Origin of the sequence: Grimontia indica, from assembly GCF_000333895.2 — a bacterium.
In the GTDB taxonomy this organism is placed as follows: domain Bacteria; phylum Pseudomonadota; class Gammaproteobacteria; order Enterobacterales; family Vibrionaceae; genus Enterovibrio; species Enterovibrio indicus.
Map to the genome: position 1 here is coordinate 110,292 of NZ_ANFM02000012.1, position 17,056 is coordinate 127,347.

Sequence of the window (17,056 nt, forward strand, 5' to 3'; positions counted from 1 at the left end):
TCCAGACTGATATTGATGAAAACTATGTTTTTAAATACAAATTACTTAGCTGTTTTTCGTTATTTTTTGTTTAATATAACAATCCATTGTGAGGTCGGCCTGATAGTCAAAGCAGCATAAAGAAGCCCTTTATGCTGAAAGTTTGTCAGTACAAAACCGGTACATTCCTCGATCTGCCTCAGGCGATAGCGCACCGTATTAGGGTGAATGGAAAGCGAAGAAGCAGCTTTATCTATATCACTGTTCTGGAGGAACCACGTTTGCAGTGTGCTCAACAGAACCGGATTTTTATCGGTAATGGTTTGGAGAATATTGTCGACTTGTTCAAGTTGCCAAGTTTCGGAAATCGGATTAAGCAGGGCGGCAAGCGGATAATCAGACATATTGGCTAAATGCTCAGTTTCCGGCAGACCGTTGAGCAAAGAACATAATCCGGAAAAAGCGCTGCGTACTCCACCAATGAAATGAGCTGGAGTGCTGAATACCCAGCGATATTTGTCAGTGTTTTTCATCTCTTCTAGCAGGCGCTTCTTACTTTTCTCCCAATGTGTGTGCAGCGCTTCCTGTTTCTTGCCTTGAAGGGGAACAAGAATGACCAAAGTCATGCTGTTGCAGCTGGCCTTGAGAATGTGTGGATTGATCTGGGAGAGCTGTTTGGTGATGGTGCGTTGGTCAATGTCAATCGGATGCTGGCATAGTGCAATGCCGAATGACGTATCCATATTGACGTTAAGTTTGGCGGCAATCGAACGCAAATGATCTTCGTTGGTTTCGTATTGTAACCACTGCTGAACAAATTCTTCTTTTCTGGTTTCACTCCACCTTAACAATTCCAATTCGTGTGCATGCTCAACCGTCATTTCGGCGGCCATTCTAACCAGCTCACCATACTGTCTGACATCCTCCAACCTTCCCGATATCCCAATTACCCCGATGGCTTGATCCTTAAAAAATATGGGCAGATTAACACCGGGTTTTACGCCCCACATGTTGTGCTGCATTTCGTCAGTGATTTCGATAGTGCGCTTTTCGGATAGTGCCAGAATCGCGCCTTCGTGGCGTTGATGAAGCCTAGAATGATCGGTAGAGGCAATGATGTAACCATGCTCATCCATGACATTCAGGGCATTTTTTATGATCTTTATCGCGCGTTGGACAATGGCGTTGGCTAGGTCTGGCGTAATCTTCATGGATAGCTATGAAAGGATATTGATATTTCCCATAGATTACTTTTCGCAATGAGTAGCGTGCTTATTGTTGGTGAAATATGTGAACTTCATAAGTGAAAAAACGCGTTGCATCTTATTAGAGAATATAAACAATGGCCTCTCAATGATCGGAGGGTACACGTGGACTACGAATTTCGACGCAATACTTTAGACGATAGCTTTCATGCTGAGCTATCAATGGGGCATGAGGCACTGGGGCGCTGGCTCGTTGATGAACTTGGGACAGACCATGATGCCATTGATGAAGTTTTGGAAAATCTGAAGCTAGTGATGGAACAAGGTGGTGAATGGACACGCTCAGGTAAAGTGTTCCACTTGCAACTGACACAGGAAGAAGCCCTGGTGCAGGCCAATATCGTGCTCGAAGACAGCGAAGAAGAGATGCCAGATGTTGATTTGCATACCTATGAAGAGGAAAGCGTGTCGCTTTGTGGACCAGAAGACCTCCTTTTGGTGCTTGAAGCCTGGCAAGATTTTATTCGTCGCTACGGCCGCTAACTATCTGATATTTATAGATAACGGTAATGGATGACCGTTAGCCCAATCTTTTATCCTTCCCTTGTCTAACTTTCCTGACGCAACTTTTTGGTGCGTACCCCTCAACTTTCCCCGGTATTGCCTGATTGCGGTGAATTATACGCACCAATATGGTGCACTAAAAATCATTGAATTTACAATTTAACAGTAAGTGTCTGAATAATAATAAAATAAAAAACTGGCACGCCATTTGTTTATTACTTGACCAGAACACAATTAAATTCTGGTTCAAGGAGACGGTAATGAAATTGATCAACGCAATTATCAAACCCTTCAAGCTCGACGATGTGCGTGAAGCACTGGCTGAAGTCGGCGTAGATGGGATGACAGTGTCAGAGGTAAAAGGTTTTGGTCGTCAGAAAGGCCACACCGAATTGTATCGCGGTGCGGAGTACCAAGTGGATTTTCTGCCTAAAGTGAAGCTGGAAATTGCAGCACACAGCGAAAACGTTGACGAAATTATTGAAGCCATCAGCAAGGCGGCACAGACCGGCAAGATTGGCGATGGAAAGATTTTTGTTTATGACCTCCAGCAAGCTGTACGTATTCGTACTGGCGAGATGGACGCAGAAGCGATTTAAGGGTTTAGGGGAGTAAGAAAGATGGAACTGACTACAACTGTGACAGAGCTGCGTTATGCGCTCGATACCTTTTTCTTTTTAATTTCAGGTGCACTGGTAATGTGGATGGCGGCAGGTTTTGCCATGCTGGAAGCTGGTCTGGTGCGTTCTAAAAACACCACGGAAATTCTCACTAAGAACGTTTGTCTGTATGCAATTGCATGTACGACTTACCTGCTGGTGGGTTACAACATCATGTATGTTGACAACACGGAAGGCGGCTGGCTGCCATCGTTTGGTGCCTTGATTGGTACTCAAAGCGAAGGCGCGGACCACTCTCTTGAATCTGACTTTTTCTTCCAGGTTGTCTTCGTAGCGACTGCAATGTCTGTGGTTTCTGGTGCAGTAGCTGAGCGTATGAAGCTTTGGGCTTTCCTGGCGTTCTCTGTTGTACTGACTGCGTTTATCTACCCAATGGAAGGTTACTGGACGTGGGGCGGTGGCTTCCTGTCAGAAGCAGGTTTCAGCGACTTCGCAGGTTCAGGTATCGTTCACATGGCGGGTGCTGCAGCGGCACTGGCGGGTGTTCTCCTGCTGGGTGCACGTAAAGGCAAATACGGCAAGAACGGTCAAATTTACCCAATTCCAGGTTCAAACCTGCCACTGGCAACCCTGGGTACTTTCATCCTGTGGTTCGGTTGGTTCGGCTTCAACGGTGGTTCGCAGCTGATGGTTTCAGACTTTGAAAACGCAACAGCAGTTGGTCAAATCTTCCTGAACACTAATGCGGCAGCAGCAGCGGGTGCCATCGTTGCACTGGCAGTGTGTAAAGCCACTTGGGGTAAAGCTGACCTGACAATGGTGTTGAACGGCGCGTTGGCTGGTCTGGTAGCGATTACTGCTGACCCACTGTCACCATCTCCAGTTGCGGCACTGACTATCGGTGGTCTGTCTGGTGCACTGGTTGTTATCAGTATCGTTGGTCTGGATAAACTGAAGATTGACGATCCAGTAGGTGCAATCTCTGTGCACGGTACTTGTGGTCTGTTTGGTCTGCTGGCAGTACCTTTCAGCAACGCTGACGCGACTTTCGGCGCACAAATCTTCGGTGCAGCAGTTATCTTTGCTTGGGTATTCGGTGCAAGCCTGGCGGTTTGGGCAGTGCTGAAAGCCACCATGGGTATCCGTGTAGGTGAAGAAGAAGAACTTGAAGGCATGGACTTCCACGACTGTGGTGTAGATGCTTACCCAGAGTTTGTTAGCGTGAAATAATATGTAACATTTCTAAGTGCTTACCAAGCCCTGCATCCTTTGGATGCGGGGCTTTTTGCTATTTATCGGTTACATAACGTATTGCATACGCATATTTGGTGTGTATACTAATCGCATTGATAAACGTTCTCATTTGAATTTGCACTTTAGGGAATCAAGGATATGAAAAAGCTGTTGACAGCATCAGCACTGATGTTTGGAGTTATGGGTACAGGCGTAGCGCAAGCTGCAGAGGAAGTGAACGTATACTCTTACCGTCAGCCGTTTCTGATTGAGCCAATGCTTGACCAGTTCACCAAGGAGACAGGTATCAAGGTAAACGTGAAGTTTGCTAAGAAAGGTATGGCTGAGAAAGTTGAGCAGGAAGGCGAATACAGCCCGGCTGACGTTCTGCTGACCGTTGATATCTCTCGTCTGATGGAGCTGGTAAATAAAGATCTGGTTCAACCTGTTGATAGCAACATCATTGATGAAAACGTACCTGCACAATACCGTGATGGTGAAGACCGCTGGTTTGCCCTGACTACGCGTTCTCGTGCGGTTTACTCTTCCCGTGACCGTGTAGGTCAACTGGGTGCGGATTTTGACTACATGGATCTGGCGAAGCCTGAATTCAAAGGAAAAATCTGTACACGCTCTGGTAAGCATCCGTACAATGTTTCCCTGGTTGCCTCTATCATCGCTAACCATGGCGAAGCAGAAGCAAAAGCATGGCTGGAAGGCGTGAAAGCGAATCTGGCCCGTAAACCACAGGGTAACGACCGTGCACAAGTCAAAGCGATCTCTGAAGGTCTGTGTGACGTGTCTCTGGGTAACAGCTACTACCTGGGTAAAATGCTGGCCGACGAGAAGCAAATCCCATGGGCAGAGAGCGTATACCTGAACTACCCTGGCCAAAAAGCTGACGGCACACATGTGAACATCAGCGGTATGGCAATGGCGAAATACTCGCCAAACAAAGAAAACGCACAGAAACTGATGGAGTACCTGACGTCAGATGCGGCACAAAAGATGTACGCGGAAGTGAACTACGAAGAGCCAGTTAAGCCGGGCGTTGCAAGCTCTGAGCTGGTGGCCTCTTGGGGTGAATACAACGCAGACGATCTGCCACTTGAAACCATTGCGGATAACTACGCAACAGCGATGAAGCTTCTTGATGAAGTGAAATTCGACCTGTAATGGTGAAGGGGGAACTTGGTTCCCCCTTACTGCATTCTGACGCCATAATGTTGTAGGCAATGTTAGAACAGAATCGATTTTTGAAAGCCAGTAGTTGGGTGTTTTCCCTGCTGCTGGTTTTGCCTATTTTGGCAATCTTTTACACTTCGCTTGGTGAATCCGACGAAGTCTTTGGTCACCTGATGTCTACGGTGATGGGTACTTACACGCTAAATACCGCGTTGTTGGTCTTAGGCACTGTCTCTCTTTCCCTTTTAATGGGCATTCCCTCAGCCTGGTTGATGGCCAACTATGCCATTCCCGGAGATCGTTGGTTGCAGTGGGCCTTGGTACTTCCCCTTGCAATGCCCGGCTATATTGTTGGTTATATCTATACCGATTGGTTTGATTTTGCTGGCCCTATTCAACTCCTTCTAAGGGATGTGACAGGCTGGACGTCAGCCGCGCAATACTGGTTCCCTGATTTACGCACCTTGCCAGGTGCATGTTTTGTCTTGGCGTTAGTGCTGTACCCGTATATCTACCTTCTTGCCCGTGCGGCCTTCATGGAACAAAGCCTGACGCTGACCCAATCTGCACGCCTGCTGGGCTGCACCCCAACACAAAGCTTTTTCCGTGTATCACTGCCGCTTGCCCGTCCTGCTATTGCAGTGGGTGCCTCGCTGGTTGCCATGGAAGCGCTCGGTGATTTTGGTACCGTTTCCTATTTCGCCGTGAGTACGCTGACAACGGCGGTATACGATACTTGGCTAGGTTATTCCAACCTCAATGCCGCGGCAAAAATCTCTGCCATCATGCTAGTGGTGATTTTTGTGCTGATCAGCAGTGAGCGCTATAGCCGCCGCAAGCAAAAGCTTTTCAGTCAGAATGTTACGCCGGATACCATTGCCAAATCACCGCTTCGAGGCAAATACAAAGTGCTGGCGACAGTATGGTGCTGGGGGCTTTTCACCATCGCGTTTATCGCGCCGCTTGGCCAACTTCTTATCTATGCGTGGGATTATCATTCCAGCAGTTCGGTGGAAGATTTTGCACAATACAGTGTGAACAGCCTTTATGTGTCGGCAATTGCTGCCGTGGTGGCATTGGTTATTGCGCTACTGGTGAATTTCTATAAGCGTCTTTCCGGCCGTGCTGCGAGTAATGTGCCTATCCGTATCGCCTCAATGGGGTATGCGGTACCAGGGACTGTGTTGGCGATAGGTGTGCTGATTTTCCTGACCAGTGCTGATCACATTATCAATGATATTGCTAAAGCCATGGATTGGGGACGCCCGGGACTCCTTCTTTCCGGCACTATGTTCGCCATGTTGACGGCATTTGTGGTACGTTTCAGTGCGGTTGCAATCGGCAGTGTTGAATCGAGTCTTGCAAAGGTTTCACCGTCGCTGGATATGGCTGCGCGCACCATGGGCTGTAATGTACGTAGCATGATTCAGCGCGTGCAATTACCTCTTATTCGCCGAGGCTGTTTGATTGCCATGCTGCTGGTATTTATTGAATCGATGAAAGAGCTTAATGCAGCATTGTTGCTTCGCCCTTTCAATTTCGAAACGCTGGCGACCTATGTCTTTAACTATGCTTCCGACGAACACCTTGAATATGCAGCGTTACCAGCAGTATTACTGGTGTTGGTTGGACTTATCCCTTTGATCATGATTAACCGTTCTTTGGAGCAAAGCCACTCATGAGTTGTGCACTGACTGTAAGCAATCTGATTTGTCGTTATAACGGCCAGGCAGTGCTGAATGATCTCACGTTCCGCGTTGAAAAAGGCGAAATTGTCTGCCTACTCGGGGCAAGCGGCTGCGGTAAAACGACTCTGCTGAAAGCCATCGCTGGCTTGCTGCCTTTAGACAGTGGCGAGATGATGATTAATTGCCGTCAGATTGTAGGCCCCTCGCTGAATGTGCCGCCTGAGCAGCGCAATATCGGCATGATTTTTCAGGACTATGCCCTGTTCCCACACCTAACGGTGGCAGAGAATGTGTCGTTCGGTCTGAAAGGTTGGGACAAATTGGCCACCAACGCACGTGTCCAAGAAATGCTGGCGCTGGTAAAACTGGATGGTCTCGAAAGCCGTTATCCGCATCAACTTTCCGGCGGTCAACAACAGCGTGTTGCGATTGCCCGAGCGTTGGCTGGTAAGCCAGATCTTCTGTTACTGGATGAACCTTTTTCCAATATCGACACGCAAGTGCGCCACAGTCTAATCAAAGAAATCCGAAAGATTTTCAAAGAGCAGGGTGTGACGGCCATTTTCGTCACCCACAGTCGAGAAGAAGCCTTTGCTTTCGCCGATAAATTGGCGGTGATGAATAAAGGTGTGATTGAGCAATACGGTGGTGCGACCGATCTTTACTACAGCCCAAGCAGCCGTTTTGTGGCAGATTTTCTTGGACACGGCTCATATGTGCCGGTATCTGTGAATGGCGACAGTAAAATGTATACGCCATTGGGAGAGTGGCCAGTAGAGCAAGCCGCCAATGGCAGCGATTTGGAATGGCTTATCCGCCCACAAAACCTCTCGATTACCCCAGATGATTCTGGCAATGGTGTCGTAAGTGATGTGCAGTTTATGGGTGACAGTTGCCGCTATCTCGTGGATGTGAATGGACAAAGCTTAATGGTTTACTCTAACCAACTTTTGGATATGGGTGACAAGGTTAGACTCGATATCAGACCACACCCACCGGTGCTGTTCGAAGCCTCCTAATTTGAGTGAGTTGACATAGAATACAAAAAAACCGGCGTAAGCCGGTTTTTTCTTGGTTGCTTGCGGGACTTAGTGGCCGCAAAGCATGTCAATGTAACCATCCGCCTGACGAATCAATGCTTCTTTATCCGGTTGCTGGTTAGTTTGAAGATAAAGAATGTAGCATACGCCATCAAAGAGTCGGGCCAGCTCAATGGCTGAGCGGCGCTCTGGGATCACACCTTCTTGAATACCGTGATTGAATAGGGCGGTGTATTGCTCCAAAACCACGTTTTTGCCTTCCACAAAATTTGGCCAGATGTCTTCACGAATAGATGTGCTCCACTCATACCAGACTTTCAGCCATTCTTTGTCTGCCAGCGCCGCGTCGATCACCGCGGAAGTCACGAACGACAATGAATTACGAACGTGTTTTTTACCCAAGTGAAGGTGGCGGGCAATAATCTGTTGAAACTCTTTTTCTGCTTCTTTGAGTACGGCTTCGACGAGATCTTCCCGGGTCGGGAAGTAATTAAATACGGTTGCCACAGAGACTTGTGCCATATCTGCGATATCTGCATGCCCTGCACGCCCGATGCCACGCTTGGAAAATACTTCCAGCGCATAGCCGAGCAGTTGTTCCTTCCTCTGCTCAGGCGACAAACGGGTCCTTGTACGTCCACTTGATGTAGTCATCCTGGTTCCTGCCAACTTATAACGAATTTAGTCTGCCTATATCGGACAAACTTTATATTGATGTAACACGCTAAATAACAACTGCTTGCGAAGTGTACAACAGCAACAAGTTGCTTAACAACGGCTTGACGCTATGGAGCGTCGAAATTTTGACGTGCATCGAGAGTAGGCTTGAGCAAGCGGCAGTGGTAGAATGTCCGACCTCATTTACACAGGTAGTCTGGCGGATAGCCGTCGAGGGTTAAAATGAAACATACCGTAGAAGTGATGATTTCAGAGCAAGAAGTCCAACAGCGTGTGAAGGCGTTGGGTGCTGAAATCACTGAGCACTATAAAGATTCTCAGGACCTGGTCATGGTTGGCCTGTTGCGTGGTTCTTTTGTATTCATGGCGGATCTGGCGCGTGCCATTGAGCTGCCTCATTCAGTCGACTTCATGACAGCATCAAGCTACGGCAATGCGATGGAAAGTACCCGTGATGTGCGTATCCTGAAAGATCTGGATGACGACATCAAAGGGAAAGATGTGTTGCTGGTGGAAGATATTATCGACACCGGTAACACCCTGAGCAAAGTATGCGAAATCCTGTCTATTCGTGAGCCTAAATCTATCCGCATCTGTACGCTGCTCGACAAACCAGAGCGTCGTGAAGTCGATGTACATGTAGATTGGTATGGCTTCAAAATCCCTGACGAATTCGTTGTGGGTGTGGGCATCGACTATGCTCAGAAATATCGTCACCTGCCGTACATCGGTAAAGTGGTGCCACTGGAAGGCTAATCACCTAACAGCCATGAAAAAAGCGACCATCTGGTCGCTTTTTTGTGTCTGAGTATTTCAGAGGTTATTCAGGAATGAGCTCTGACATGGCTGACTCATAGCCTGCTTCCAATGTCGCAACGCTATTCGCTGTCATTCCCAAATCCTTCAGTACACCATCACTGATGTCATAGAACCAACCATGAATTTTTACGTCCTGCCCGCGCTCCCAGGCGGCACGCAGTATGGTGGAATTGCCAAGGTTGTAGACCTGCTCGGCAACATTGATTTCACAGAGTTTATTACCCTGCTCTTCTAATGTGAGGCCGCTTAGGTAGCGTTTGTGCTTTCGGTAGAGGTCGCGGATGTGAAGAAGCCAGTTGTTGATAAGGCCGAGCTCGGGGTTTTCAATCGCGGCGTGCACACCACCACAACGGTAATGTCCACAGATGATGATGTGTTTTACCTGAAGCACGTCAACAGCATACTGAACCACAGAAAGGCAGTTAAGGTCAGTGTGGACAACTTGATTGGCCACGTTTCGGTGAACGAATAGCTCACCCGAGTCCAGACCTGTCAGACGCTCCGCCGGTACGCGACTGTCAGCACAACCTATCCATAGGTATTCAGGGTGCTGGGATTTTGCTAATTCCGCAAAGTAAGCCGGATTGTCTTCTTTGATGGTTTTGGACCATTTCACATTATTCGAAAGAAGCTGCTTAATTTGAGCCATGGCGCCCCCTAAAAAATTCTGCGAGCAACTATACACCACAAAAGATCATATTTAGATACAATTTAACACTTTCTACTCAACATTTTAGCTCCTCCTACCAGCAGTATGGTTGATATAACAGATCCCTGTTACCGTAATTGATCGGTATACTAGGGCGCGCTTTATCTCCTCCCCGCTAACCATTTGGGAACAAAATGTGTACACCAGCCGCAAAGAACCGCGGATGGTTTGGGAAAAGTTGCGTCTTTGATTTGTTGGAGAGCACGGATAGGAGAGCTGATTACCTACTTGGGTAATTGGGTAGCTTGCCGAAAAGGAAGTATTAAAAGGGAGCAAGTTGTGAAATTAGACCGATTCAAACACTGGAGCCTGAAAGGCGACATTTTCGGCGGTGTCACTACTGCCATCATTTCTCTTCCCCTCGCGCTTGCATTTGGTGTCGCCTCCGGCGCTGGTGCTGAAGCAGGTCTTTGGGGCGCTATTCTCGTTGGTTTGTTTGCTGCGCTGTTTGGCGGCTCCTCCACACTGATTTCTGAACCGACCGGCCCGATGACAGTCATCATGACGGCTGTCCTCACCTCTATGATGGCGAGATATCCAGAAACGGGCATGGCAATGGCCTTTACTGTCGTTATGATGGCAGGTGCTTTTCAGGTCTTACTGGGTACGTTGAAACTGGGTAAGTACGTCACCTTAATGCCATATAGCGTGGTATCCGGCTTTATGTCCGGCATTGGTGTGATACTGATACTGCTGCAAATTAGCCCATTGATGGGACAGGCAGCGCCTCCTGGCGGCGTGCTGGGAACGATTCAGGCATTGCCAGAAACCGTCTCGAATCTCAGTTTCAAAGAGCTCTTCCTCGGCCTTCTGACTTTGGGCATTCTGTTTTACTTTCCGAAAAAATACCGTAAGTACATTCCTGCCCAGCTCGTTGCGCTGGTATTGGTAACTCTGTTATCTGTCATTTTCTTTGATATCGAGAGCATTCGCCGTATCGGTGAAATACCGACAGGTTTGCCGTCAATTGTGTTCCCGACTTTTACTCCAGAACAGCTCACCACTATGGTGATTGATGCGCTGGTGCTGGGTACTTTGGGTTGTATCGATACGTTGCTGACGGCAGTGATTGCTGACTCATTGACCCGGGAAGAGCACAACTCAGACAAAGAGCTCCGTGGTCAGGGCATTGCGAACATTATCTCGGGTATGTTCGGAGCACTGCCAGGAGCCGGTGCCACCATGGGTACCGTGGTGAACGTTCAGGTTGGCGCCCGCTCACCGCTGGCAGGGATTGTTCGTGCCCTTATTCTTGCAGCAGTGGTGTTGGTCGCAGGCTTCCTGACAGAGCCGATTCCAATGGCTGTGTTGGCCGGTATCGCACTCTATGTGGGTATTAACATTCTTGACTGGAGTTTCCTGCAGCGCGCCCACAAAGTGAGTAAGCACCAAACGGCTATTATGTATGGCGTCATGGCGCTGACTGTTTTTGTCGATTTGATTGTTGCTGTTGGCTTGGGTGTTTTCATTTCCAACGTGATCGTGATTGAAAGGCTCAGCCGAGAGCAGGCGAAGCAGGTGAAAGCCATCAGTGATGCGGATGAGGATGATGTTCCTCTGACAGACGAAGAGCGAGATTTATTAGATAATTCTGATGGAAAGGTGTTGTTTTTCTATCTCTCCGGCCCAATGATCTTCAGCGTGTCCAAAGCCATCTCCCGACAACACACCAGTATCGGCGACTATCGCGTCATGATCCTGGATTTGAGTGATGTGCCTCTGATTGACATGACAGTGGGTCTCGCGCTGGAAAACGCCATTGCCGATGCCCGCGAAGCGAATTGTACTGTGTTCTTGCTCAGTCCTCATGAGCAGACCACAGAACAGCTGAAACGCCTTCATGTTGGCGACTGGGTCGCTGACACGCACATGTTCGACTCCCGTTACGATGCGCTCAATGCTGCCAAGCGGCTAACGGAAGTCATGCCATAAAAGAATAAATAACACTTATGAAAGCAATTGAAATCGACAATCTGGTCAAGGTATATGGCACAGATGTCAAAGCGCTTAAAGGGGTGTCTTTATCGGTTGAGGAGGGCGATTTTTACGCCCTTCTTGGTCCTAACGGTGCTGGAAAATCCACGACGATTGGGATCGTCAGCTCACTGGTAAACAAAACGTCTGGCAAGGTGAAGATTTTCGGTTACGACATCGACACTCAACTGGTCGAAGCAAAAAAACAAATTGGACTGGTGCCTCAGGAGTTTAACTTCAATCAGTTCGAGAAAGTGGAACAAATCGTTGTTAATCAGGCTGGGTACTACGGCGTAGAGCGTGAAGAAGCCAAGCGCCGCGCTAAAAAATACCTCACCCAGCTCGACCTTTGGGAGAAGCGCAACGAATCAGCCCGTAATCTTTCTGGTGGTATGAAGCGCCGTCTGATGATTGCGCGCGCCCTGATGCACGAGCCAAAACTGCTTATTCTGGATGAGCCTACAGCGGGTGTAGATATTGAACTGCGCCGCTCGATGTGGACTTTCCTGCAGGAAATCAACAAGCAGGGCATCACTATCATCCTGACCACCCATTATCTCGAAGAAGCGGAAATGCTGTGTCGTAATATCGGCATCATTAACCGTGGTGAGCTGATTGAAGACACCTCGATGAAAGCGCTTTTAAAGAAACTGGATGTGGAAACCTTTGTTCTGGATCTCGCGCCGGACAGCTCAGTAAAAAGCTTGGAAGGCGTTCAGTGGGTGCAAGTCGATGACCACACACTGGAAGTTGATGTGCATAAACACACAGGCCTGAACACGGTCTTCGAACAGTTGACCGCGCAAGGTATCCAGGTGCTTTCGATGAGAAATAAAGCTAACCGATTGGAAGAGTTGTTCGTGACGCTGGTGCGCGAAAATGCGGAGGCCAAAGCATGAATAAACTTTACTGGGTGGCTTTTAAAAGCCTCATCATCAAGGAAGTGACCCGCTTTACCCGTATCTGGGTGCAAACGTTGGTTCCGCCTGCCATTACCATGACCTTGTATTTCATCATCTTCGGTAACCTGATTGGCAGCCGGATTGGTGAAATGGGCGGCTTCAGTTACATGGCTTACATCGTACCGGGTCTTATTATGATGTCGGTGATCACCAACTCTTACTCCAACGTGGCCTCTTCCTTTTTTAGTGCCAAAATGCACCGGAACATTGAAGAACTAATGGTTGCGCCTGTACCGAACTACATCATGATCGCCGGTTATGTCGGCGGCGGTGTGGCAAGAGGCTTGGCGGTTGGGGTGATGGTCTCCATGGTGTCGCTGTTTTTTGTCGACCTTAAAATTGCCCATCTCGGCGTGATTGTGGCCACGGTATTCCTGACATCGGTGGTCTTTTCACTGGGTGGATTGATCAATGCAGTATTTGCAAAAAGCTTTGATGACATCAGTATCATCCCGACCTTTGTACTGACACCGCTGACCTATCTGGGTGGCGTGTTTTATTCGCTCTCCCTGCTTCCTGAATTCTGGCAGGGCGTGTCGAAGCTGAACCCTATCGTCTACATGGTGAATGCTTTCCGTTACGGCTTTCTTGGTGTGTCTGATGTGAATATCGTGACGTCATTTGCGGTATTAAGTTTGTTTGTTGTCGGACTGTACACGTTAGCGTGGTATCTCATTAGTCGTGGTATCGGCCTTCGAAGCTAAGAGCACTATGAGCATAAAAAAACCGCCTTCCGGCGGTTTTTTACTATCTGAGTGCGAGCGTATTACTCTTCGCTGTCGTCAGCGACCTGTGGGGTCAAATCAACAGTAAGGTTGTCGATAAGTCTCACTTGGCTCAGGAAAGCAGCTGCCAGAATTACGGCTTTAGAAGTGTGCTCGCTGATAGGTTGCAGGGTGTTGGCATCACGGATGAAAATCTCGTCTGGCTCTAGACCCGCTGCGCGCAGCTGGTCGTTACCGTCCAGCACCAGTTCGCTGTAGTCGTTACGGCCACCACGCATTTGGCTACTGATCCAACGCAGAGTTTTTGCCAGCACTGGTGCACGTTGACGCTCATCGACGGTCAAACGGGTATTACGGCTGCTCATGGCAAGCCCATCCATTTCACGCACGGTCGCAACAGGAATGATTTCGATAGGCAGGCAAAGATCGTCCACCATCTTTTTAATCACGGCAAGTTGCTGGAAGTCTTTCTCACCAAAGCAAGCCACATCCGGCTGAACCATATTGAACAGCTTGGAAACAACGGTTGCTACGCCTTTAAAGTGGCCTGGACGGGATGCGCCTTCAAGCACACCGGAAAGGCCCGGAACATCCACAAATGCGTGATTGTCCATGCCATTGGGGTACATGATGTCGGCGGTCGGGGTGAATACCACCTCAACCCCTTCAGTGTTCAGTTTGGCAATGTCTTCATCGAGCGTGCGAGGATACGCCGCCAAATCATCTGCTTTATCAAACTGCATTGGGTTAACGAAGATGCTAACAACCACTACATCGGCATTCTCACGGGCTCTGCGAACCAGAGTGAGGTGACCGTCGTGCAGGTGACCCATGGTAGGGACAAACGCAATGCGCTGGCCTTCACGGCGCCATTGCTGAACCTGTTCACGGAGTGGGGCAATCTCAGCGATTACTTGCATTTATCGGCATTCCTCAGTTAAACGTCTGCTCTGGGCCAGGGAACTCGCCGCTTGCCACTTCTTCAATGTAACGGGACACAGCCAGACGCATGTCGCCCGTTTCTTTCAGGTAGTTTTTGGAAAAACGTGGGATGTAGTTAGCAGAGATGCCGAACATGTCGTGCATCACCAGAATCTGGCCATCCGTCGCATTACCTGCACCGATACCAATGACAGGTACACGGACAGCGTCAGTGATGCGCGCTGCCAGCGCTTTTGGCACACATTCCAGCAAGATAACCTGAGCACCGGCTTTTTCGAGCGCCAGTGCGTCCTGAACCATTTGCTCTGCTTTTTCCTCTTCGCGGCCCTGAATTTTAAAGCCACCGAAGATATTAATGGATTGAGGGGTCAGGCCAAGGTGCGCACATACAGGCACAGCGCGTTGGGTCAGCATGGTGATGGTATCAGCCAGCCAAGCGCCGCCTTCCACTTTCACCATGTTGGCGCCGGCTTGCATTAGAACTGCTGCGTTCTTGCAGGCTTCTTCTGGCGTGGCAAATGACATAAATGGCATGTCGGCCATCAGAAGGCTATTTGGGCTACCTGCACGCACACTGCGCGTGTGATAAGCGATTTCGTCAATCGTGACTGAAAGGGTGTCACTCTTTCCTTGCAAAACCATGCCTAGTGAGTCGCCAACCAGCAACACAGGCATTTCCTGCTCTTCAAATAATTGGGCAAAACTGGCGTCATAAGCAGTTGCCGAAGCAAATTTACGTCCTTCCTGCTTCCATGCCATTAAGGTACTAATCGTAATTTTTTTCATCTTGTCTCCCAAACCCTGCTTGTTTTGTTTCGGTGCCTAGGCGAGTGTGCTTACGCGAGGGCAGTCAGGCCGTTTTTATCCGTGACGGCGACCAGCTCTGCGACAGCACTGCCATCAGGCAGCTGCAAGTCAGGGGCTATTTCGGCGAGAGGGTAAAGCACGAATTCACGCACTTTCATCCCGTAGTGTGGAACGGTTAACCGTTCACTTTCCAGCTGGAGATCCCCATACAGCAGGATATCCAAGTCCAGAGTTCGTGGTCCCCAGCGTTCTTCTTTACGCTCGCGGCCAAACTCCAGCTCAATGCGCTGTGTATGATCAAGAAGATCTAACGGTTGAAGCTCGGTGTCAATGGCTGCAACCGCATTCACATAATCGGGCTGGTCGGCGGGACCCATCGGCTTACTGCTATAGAGCGAAGATGTACAGACAAAGCGGGTACCTGGTAGATGTTTCAGTGCCTCAATCGCATGTTGGGCTTTTTCTACCGGATTACCTAAGTTACTGCCTATAGCAATGTAAGCGCGGATCATGATTCTGTATTCGACTTCGGTTTAGGCTTTCGGCTGCGAGGCTTGGTTTTGCGGCGACGTCGGGTCTTTTTCGCTGCACTGGCCTTGTTCAGCACCTGCACCATGTCATGGCGATCGTCACGGTTCGCTCTTTGGAAGTCATCCCACCAGGTGGCGAGCTCTTCCAGTTGTCCGCCTTCAATTTTGCCACGCATTTCAAGGAAATCGAACGCAGCGCGGAACTTGTTTTGTTCCAGCAGTTTGTAAGCGCGGTTACCTGAGCGGCGGCTCAAGCGAAGCTGCAATTGCCAGATATCGCGAATCATTGCAGTGAAGCGGCGCGGGATCGCGATGCTCTTCACCTGCTCATCCAGAATGTCATTGGCCGCGACCATAAAGGCGTCGTAGTAGCTCAGGCCACTTTCGAAGGCGATTTCTTCTGCGCGGGTTTCCAGCGGGTACCACAGCATAGCGGCATACATAAAGGCTGGGTTGATGCGCTGGTCATTGGCGACGCGATCGTCGGTAGATTTCAGTACCAGCTCCAACATCTTCTCGCATTTACTGCTGCGATCTTCGGTGAAATGCTCATCAAGGATCGGGAACAGTGGCGAAAAGAGATTGTAGTCACGCAGCAGGCGATAGGTATCCAAGCCGTTGCCGGATTGCAAAAGCTTGAGGCTTTCTTCAAACAGACGGGCGGCAGGAATATCACGAAGCAGGTGAGCCAGCGCAGGAATTGGTGCGGCTGTCGCTTCGTTAATTTGCATGTCGAGCTTCGCGGCAAAGCGCACTGCACGCAGCATACGAACCGGGTCTTCACGGTAACGGGTTTCCGGATCGCCAATCAGGCGGATCACGCGGTTTTTCAGGTCTTCAACACCACCTGCATAATCGCGTACCGAGAAGTCATCAATGTTGTAGTAAAGGGCATTGACGGTGAAGTCACGGCGCTCTGCATCTTCATCGATGGTGCCGTAAACGTTGTCACGCAGCAGCATGCCGTCATTCGACTGGCTGGCAGACTTATCACCTTTATCAGCGCCGTGGTGACCACGGAAGGTCGCCACTTCAATCACGTCACGACCGAAGAGAATATGTGCCAGACGGAAACGGCGGCCAACCAGGCGGCAGTTTCTGAACAGCTTACGCACTTCTTCCGGCGTCGCGTTGGTCGCGATATCGAAATCTTTTGGCTGTTTATTCAGCAGCAAATCACGCACACCACCACCAACGAGGTATGCTTCAAAGCCTGCTTTATTCAGGCGATAGAGCACCTTCAGCGCATTTTCGCTGATATCTTTTCTTGATATACCGTGCTCTTGGCGTGGAATAACTTCTAGCTTCAGGTCATCAATCGCGCGTGTTTTATTATCGCGATTCAATACCTTACGGCAAAAGCTGGTAACTCGATTAAAGATAACTCACCTCGTAT

The 17,056-nt window shown here is 49.2% G+C and carries 17 protein-coding genes; 10 read left to right on the forward strand and 7 right to left on the reverse strand.

Translation table 11 applies throughout. The annotated features are described in order from the left end of the window. Positions 1-59: 59 nt before the first annotated feature. A complete protein-coding gene (locus D515_RS07155) occupies positions 60-1,190 on the reverse strand; it encodes a sugar diacid recognition domain-containing protein (RefSeq protein WP_002537418.1) in 1,131 nt (376 codons plus the stop codon). 159 nt (positions 1,191-1,349) lie between these two features. On the opposite strand from D515_RS07155, the gene D515_RS07160 reads away from it, so the two are divergent. The 6 genes from D515_RS07160 to D515_RS07185 all read left to right on the forward strand — a co-directional run bounded on the left by D515_RS07160 (position 1,350) and on the right by D515_RS07185 (position 7,493). Next, positions 1,350-1,727, forward strand: coding sequence for a YacL family protein (locus D515_RS07160; RefSeq protein ID WP_002537419.1), 378 nt, complete (start codon positions 1,350-1,352; stop codon positions 1,725-1,727). 281 nt (positions 1,728-2,008) lie between these two features. Beyond that, a complete protein-coding gene (gene glnK / locus D515_RS07165; protein WP_002537421.1) occupies positions 2,009-2,347 on the forward strand; it encodes a P-II family nitrogen regulator in 339 nt (112 codons plus the stop codon). Between the two features lie 21 nt (positions 2,348-2,368). Continuing rightward, on the forward strand, positions 2,369-3,598 hold the full coding sequence (locus D515_RS07170) for an ammonium transporter (RefSeq protein ID WP_002537422.1): 1,230 nt from the start codon (positions 2,369-2,371) through the stop codon (positions 3,596-3,598). A 162-nt stretch (positions 3,599-3,760) separates the two neighbouring features. Next, complete coding sequence (locus D515_RS07175) at positions 3,761-4,777, forward strand: Fe(3+) ABC transporter substrate-binding protein (RefSeq protein WP_002537424.1); 1,017 nt, start codon at positions 3,761-3,763, stop codon at positions 4,775-4,777. A gap of 59 nt (positions 4,778-4,836) precedes the next feature. Next, positions 4,837-6,468, forward strand: coding sequence for an ABC transporter permease (locus D515_RS07180; protein WP_002537425.1), 1,632 nt, complete (start codon positions 4,837-4,839; stop codon positions 6,466-6,468). Continuing rightward, a complete protein-coding gene (locus tag D515_RS07185) occupies positions 6,465-7,493 on the forward strand; it encodes an ABC transporter ATP-binding protein (RefSeq protein ID WP_002537427.1) in 1,029 nt (342 codons plus the stop codon). Before D515_RS07180 ends, D515_RS07185 begins: the two co-directional genes overlap by 4 nt. A 69-nt stretch (positions 7,494-7,562) precedes the next feature. On the opposite strand, the gene D515_RS07190 is transcribed toward D515_RS07185, so the two are convergent. Continuing rightward, complete coding sequence (locus tag D515_RS07190; RefSeq protein ID WP_039849733.1) at positions 7,563-8,168, reverse strand: TetR/AcrR family transcriptional regulator; 606 nt, start codon at positions 8,166-8,168, stop codon at positions 7,563-7,565. Positions 8,169-8,414: 246 nt separating this feature from the next. Between D515_RS07190 and hpt the strand changes: the two genes are divergently transcribed. Beyond that, the gene (gene hpt / locus D515_RS07195) at positions 8,415-8,948 is read left to right on the forward strand and encodes a hypoxanthine phosphoribosyltransferase (RefSeq protein ID WP_002537431.1); all 534 of its coding nucleotides are present in this window, start codon (positions 8,415-8,417) and stop codon (positions 8,946-8,948) included. A gap of 64 nt (positions 8,949-9,012) precedes the next feature. On the opposite strand, the gene can is transcribed toward hpt, so the two are convergent. Then, on the reverse strand, positions 9,013-9,660 hold the full coding sequence (gene can / locus D515_RS07200) for a carbonate dehydratase (RefSeq protein WP_002537433.1): 648 nt from the start codon (positions 9,658-9,660) through the stop codon (positions 9,013-9,015). Between the two features lie 339 nt (positions 9,661-9,999). On the opposite strand from can, the gene D515_RS07205 reads away from it, so the two are divergent. The 3 genes from D515_RS07205 to D515_RS07215 are packed head-to-tail and all read left to right on the forward strand — an operon-like array spanning position 10,000 to position 13,360. After that, positions 10,000-11,652, forward strand: a complete 1,653-nt coding sequence (locus tag D515_RS07205) for a SulP family inorganic anion transporter (protein ID WP_002537434.1) — start codon at positions 10,000-10,002, stop codon at positions 11,650-11,652. A gap of 17 nt (positions 11,653-11,669) precedes the next feature. Beyond that, positions 11,670-12,593, forward strand: coding sequence for an ABC transporter ATP-binding protein (locus tag D515_RS07210; protein ID WP_002537436.1), 924 nt, complete (start codon positions 11,670-11,672; stop codon positions 12,591-12,593). Then, complete coding sequence (locus tag D515_RS07215) at positions 12,590-13,360, forward strand: ABC transporter permease (protein WP_002537437.1); 771 nt, start codon at positions 12,590-12,592, stop codon at positions 13,358-13,360. Before D515_RS07210 ends, D515_RS07215 begins: the two co-directional genes overlap by 4 nt. 62 nt (positions 13,361-13,422) lie before the next feature. Here the strand turns inward: D515_RS07215 and panC are convergent, their stop codons facing one another. Genes panC through pcnB form a run of 4 tightly spaced genes read right to left on the reverse strand, consistent with a single transcriptional unit; the run spans position 13,423 to position 17,042 of the window. Next, on the reverse strand, positions 13,423-14,301 hold the full coding sequence (gene panC, locus D515_RS07220; protein ID WP_002537439.1) for a pantoate--beta-alanine ligase: 879 nt from the start codon (positions 14,299-14,301) through the stop codon (positions 13,423-13,425). Between the two features lie 13 nt (positions 14,302-14,314). Further along, positions 14,315-15,109 carry a 3-methyl-2-oxobutanoate hydroxymethyltransferase gene (panB, locus tag D515_RS07225; protein WP_002537440.1) on the reverse strand — a complete coding sequence of 265 codons (795 nt, stop codon included), beginning with the start codon at positions 15,107-15,109 and terminating at the stop codon, positions 14,315-14,317. Positions 15,110-15,159: 50 nt separating this feature from the next. Further along, positions 15,160-15,642, reverse strand: a complete 483-nt coding sequence (gene folK / locus D515_RS07230) for a 2-amino-4-hydroxy-6-hydroxymethyldihydropteridine diphosphokinase (protein ID WP_002537441.1) — start codon at positions 15,640-15,642, stop codon at positions 15,160-15,162. Beyond that, the gene (gene pcnB / locus D515_RS07235; protein WP_083939849.1) at positions 15,639-17,042 is read right to left on the reverse strand and encodes a polynucleotide adenylyltransferase PcnB; all 1,404 of its coding nucleotides are present in this window, start codon (positions 17,040-17,042) and stop codon (positions 15,639-15,641) included. The genes folK and pcnB overlap by 4 nt, the downstream gene beginning before the upstream one ends. Positions 17,043-17,056: the final 14 nt, after the last annotated feature.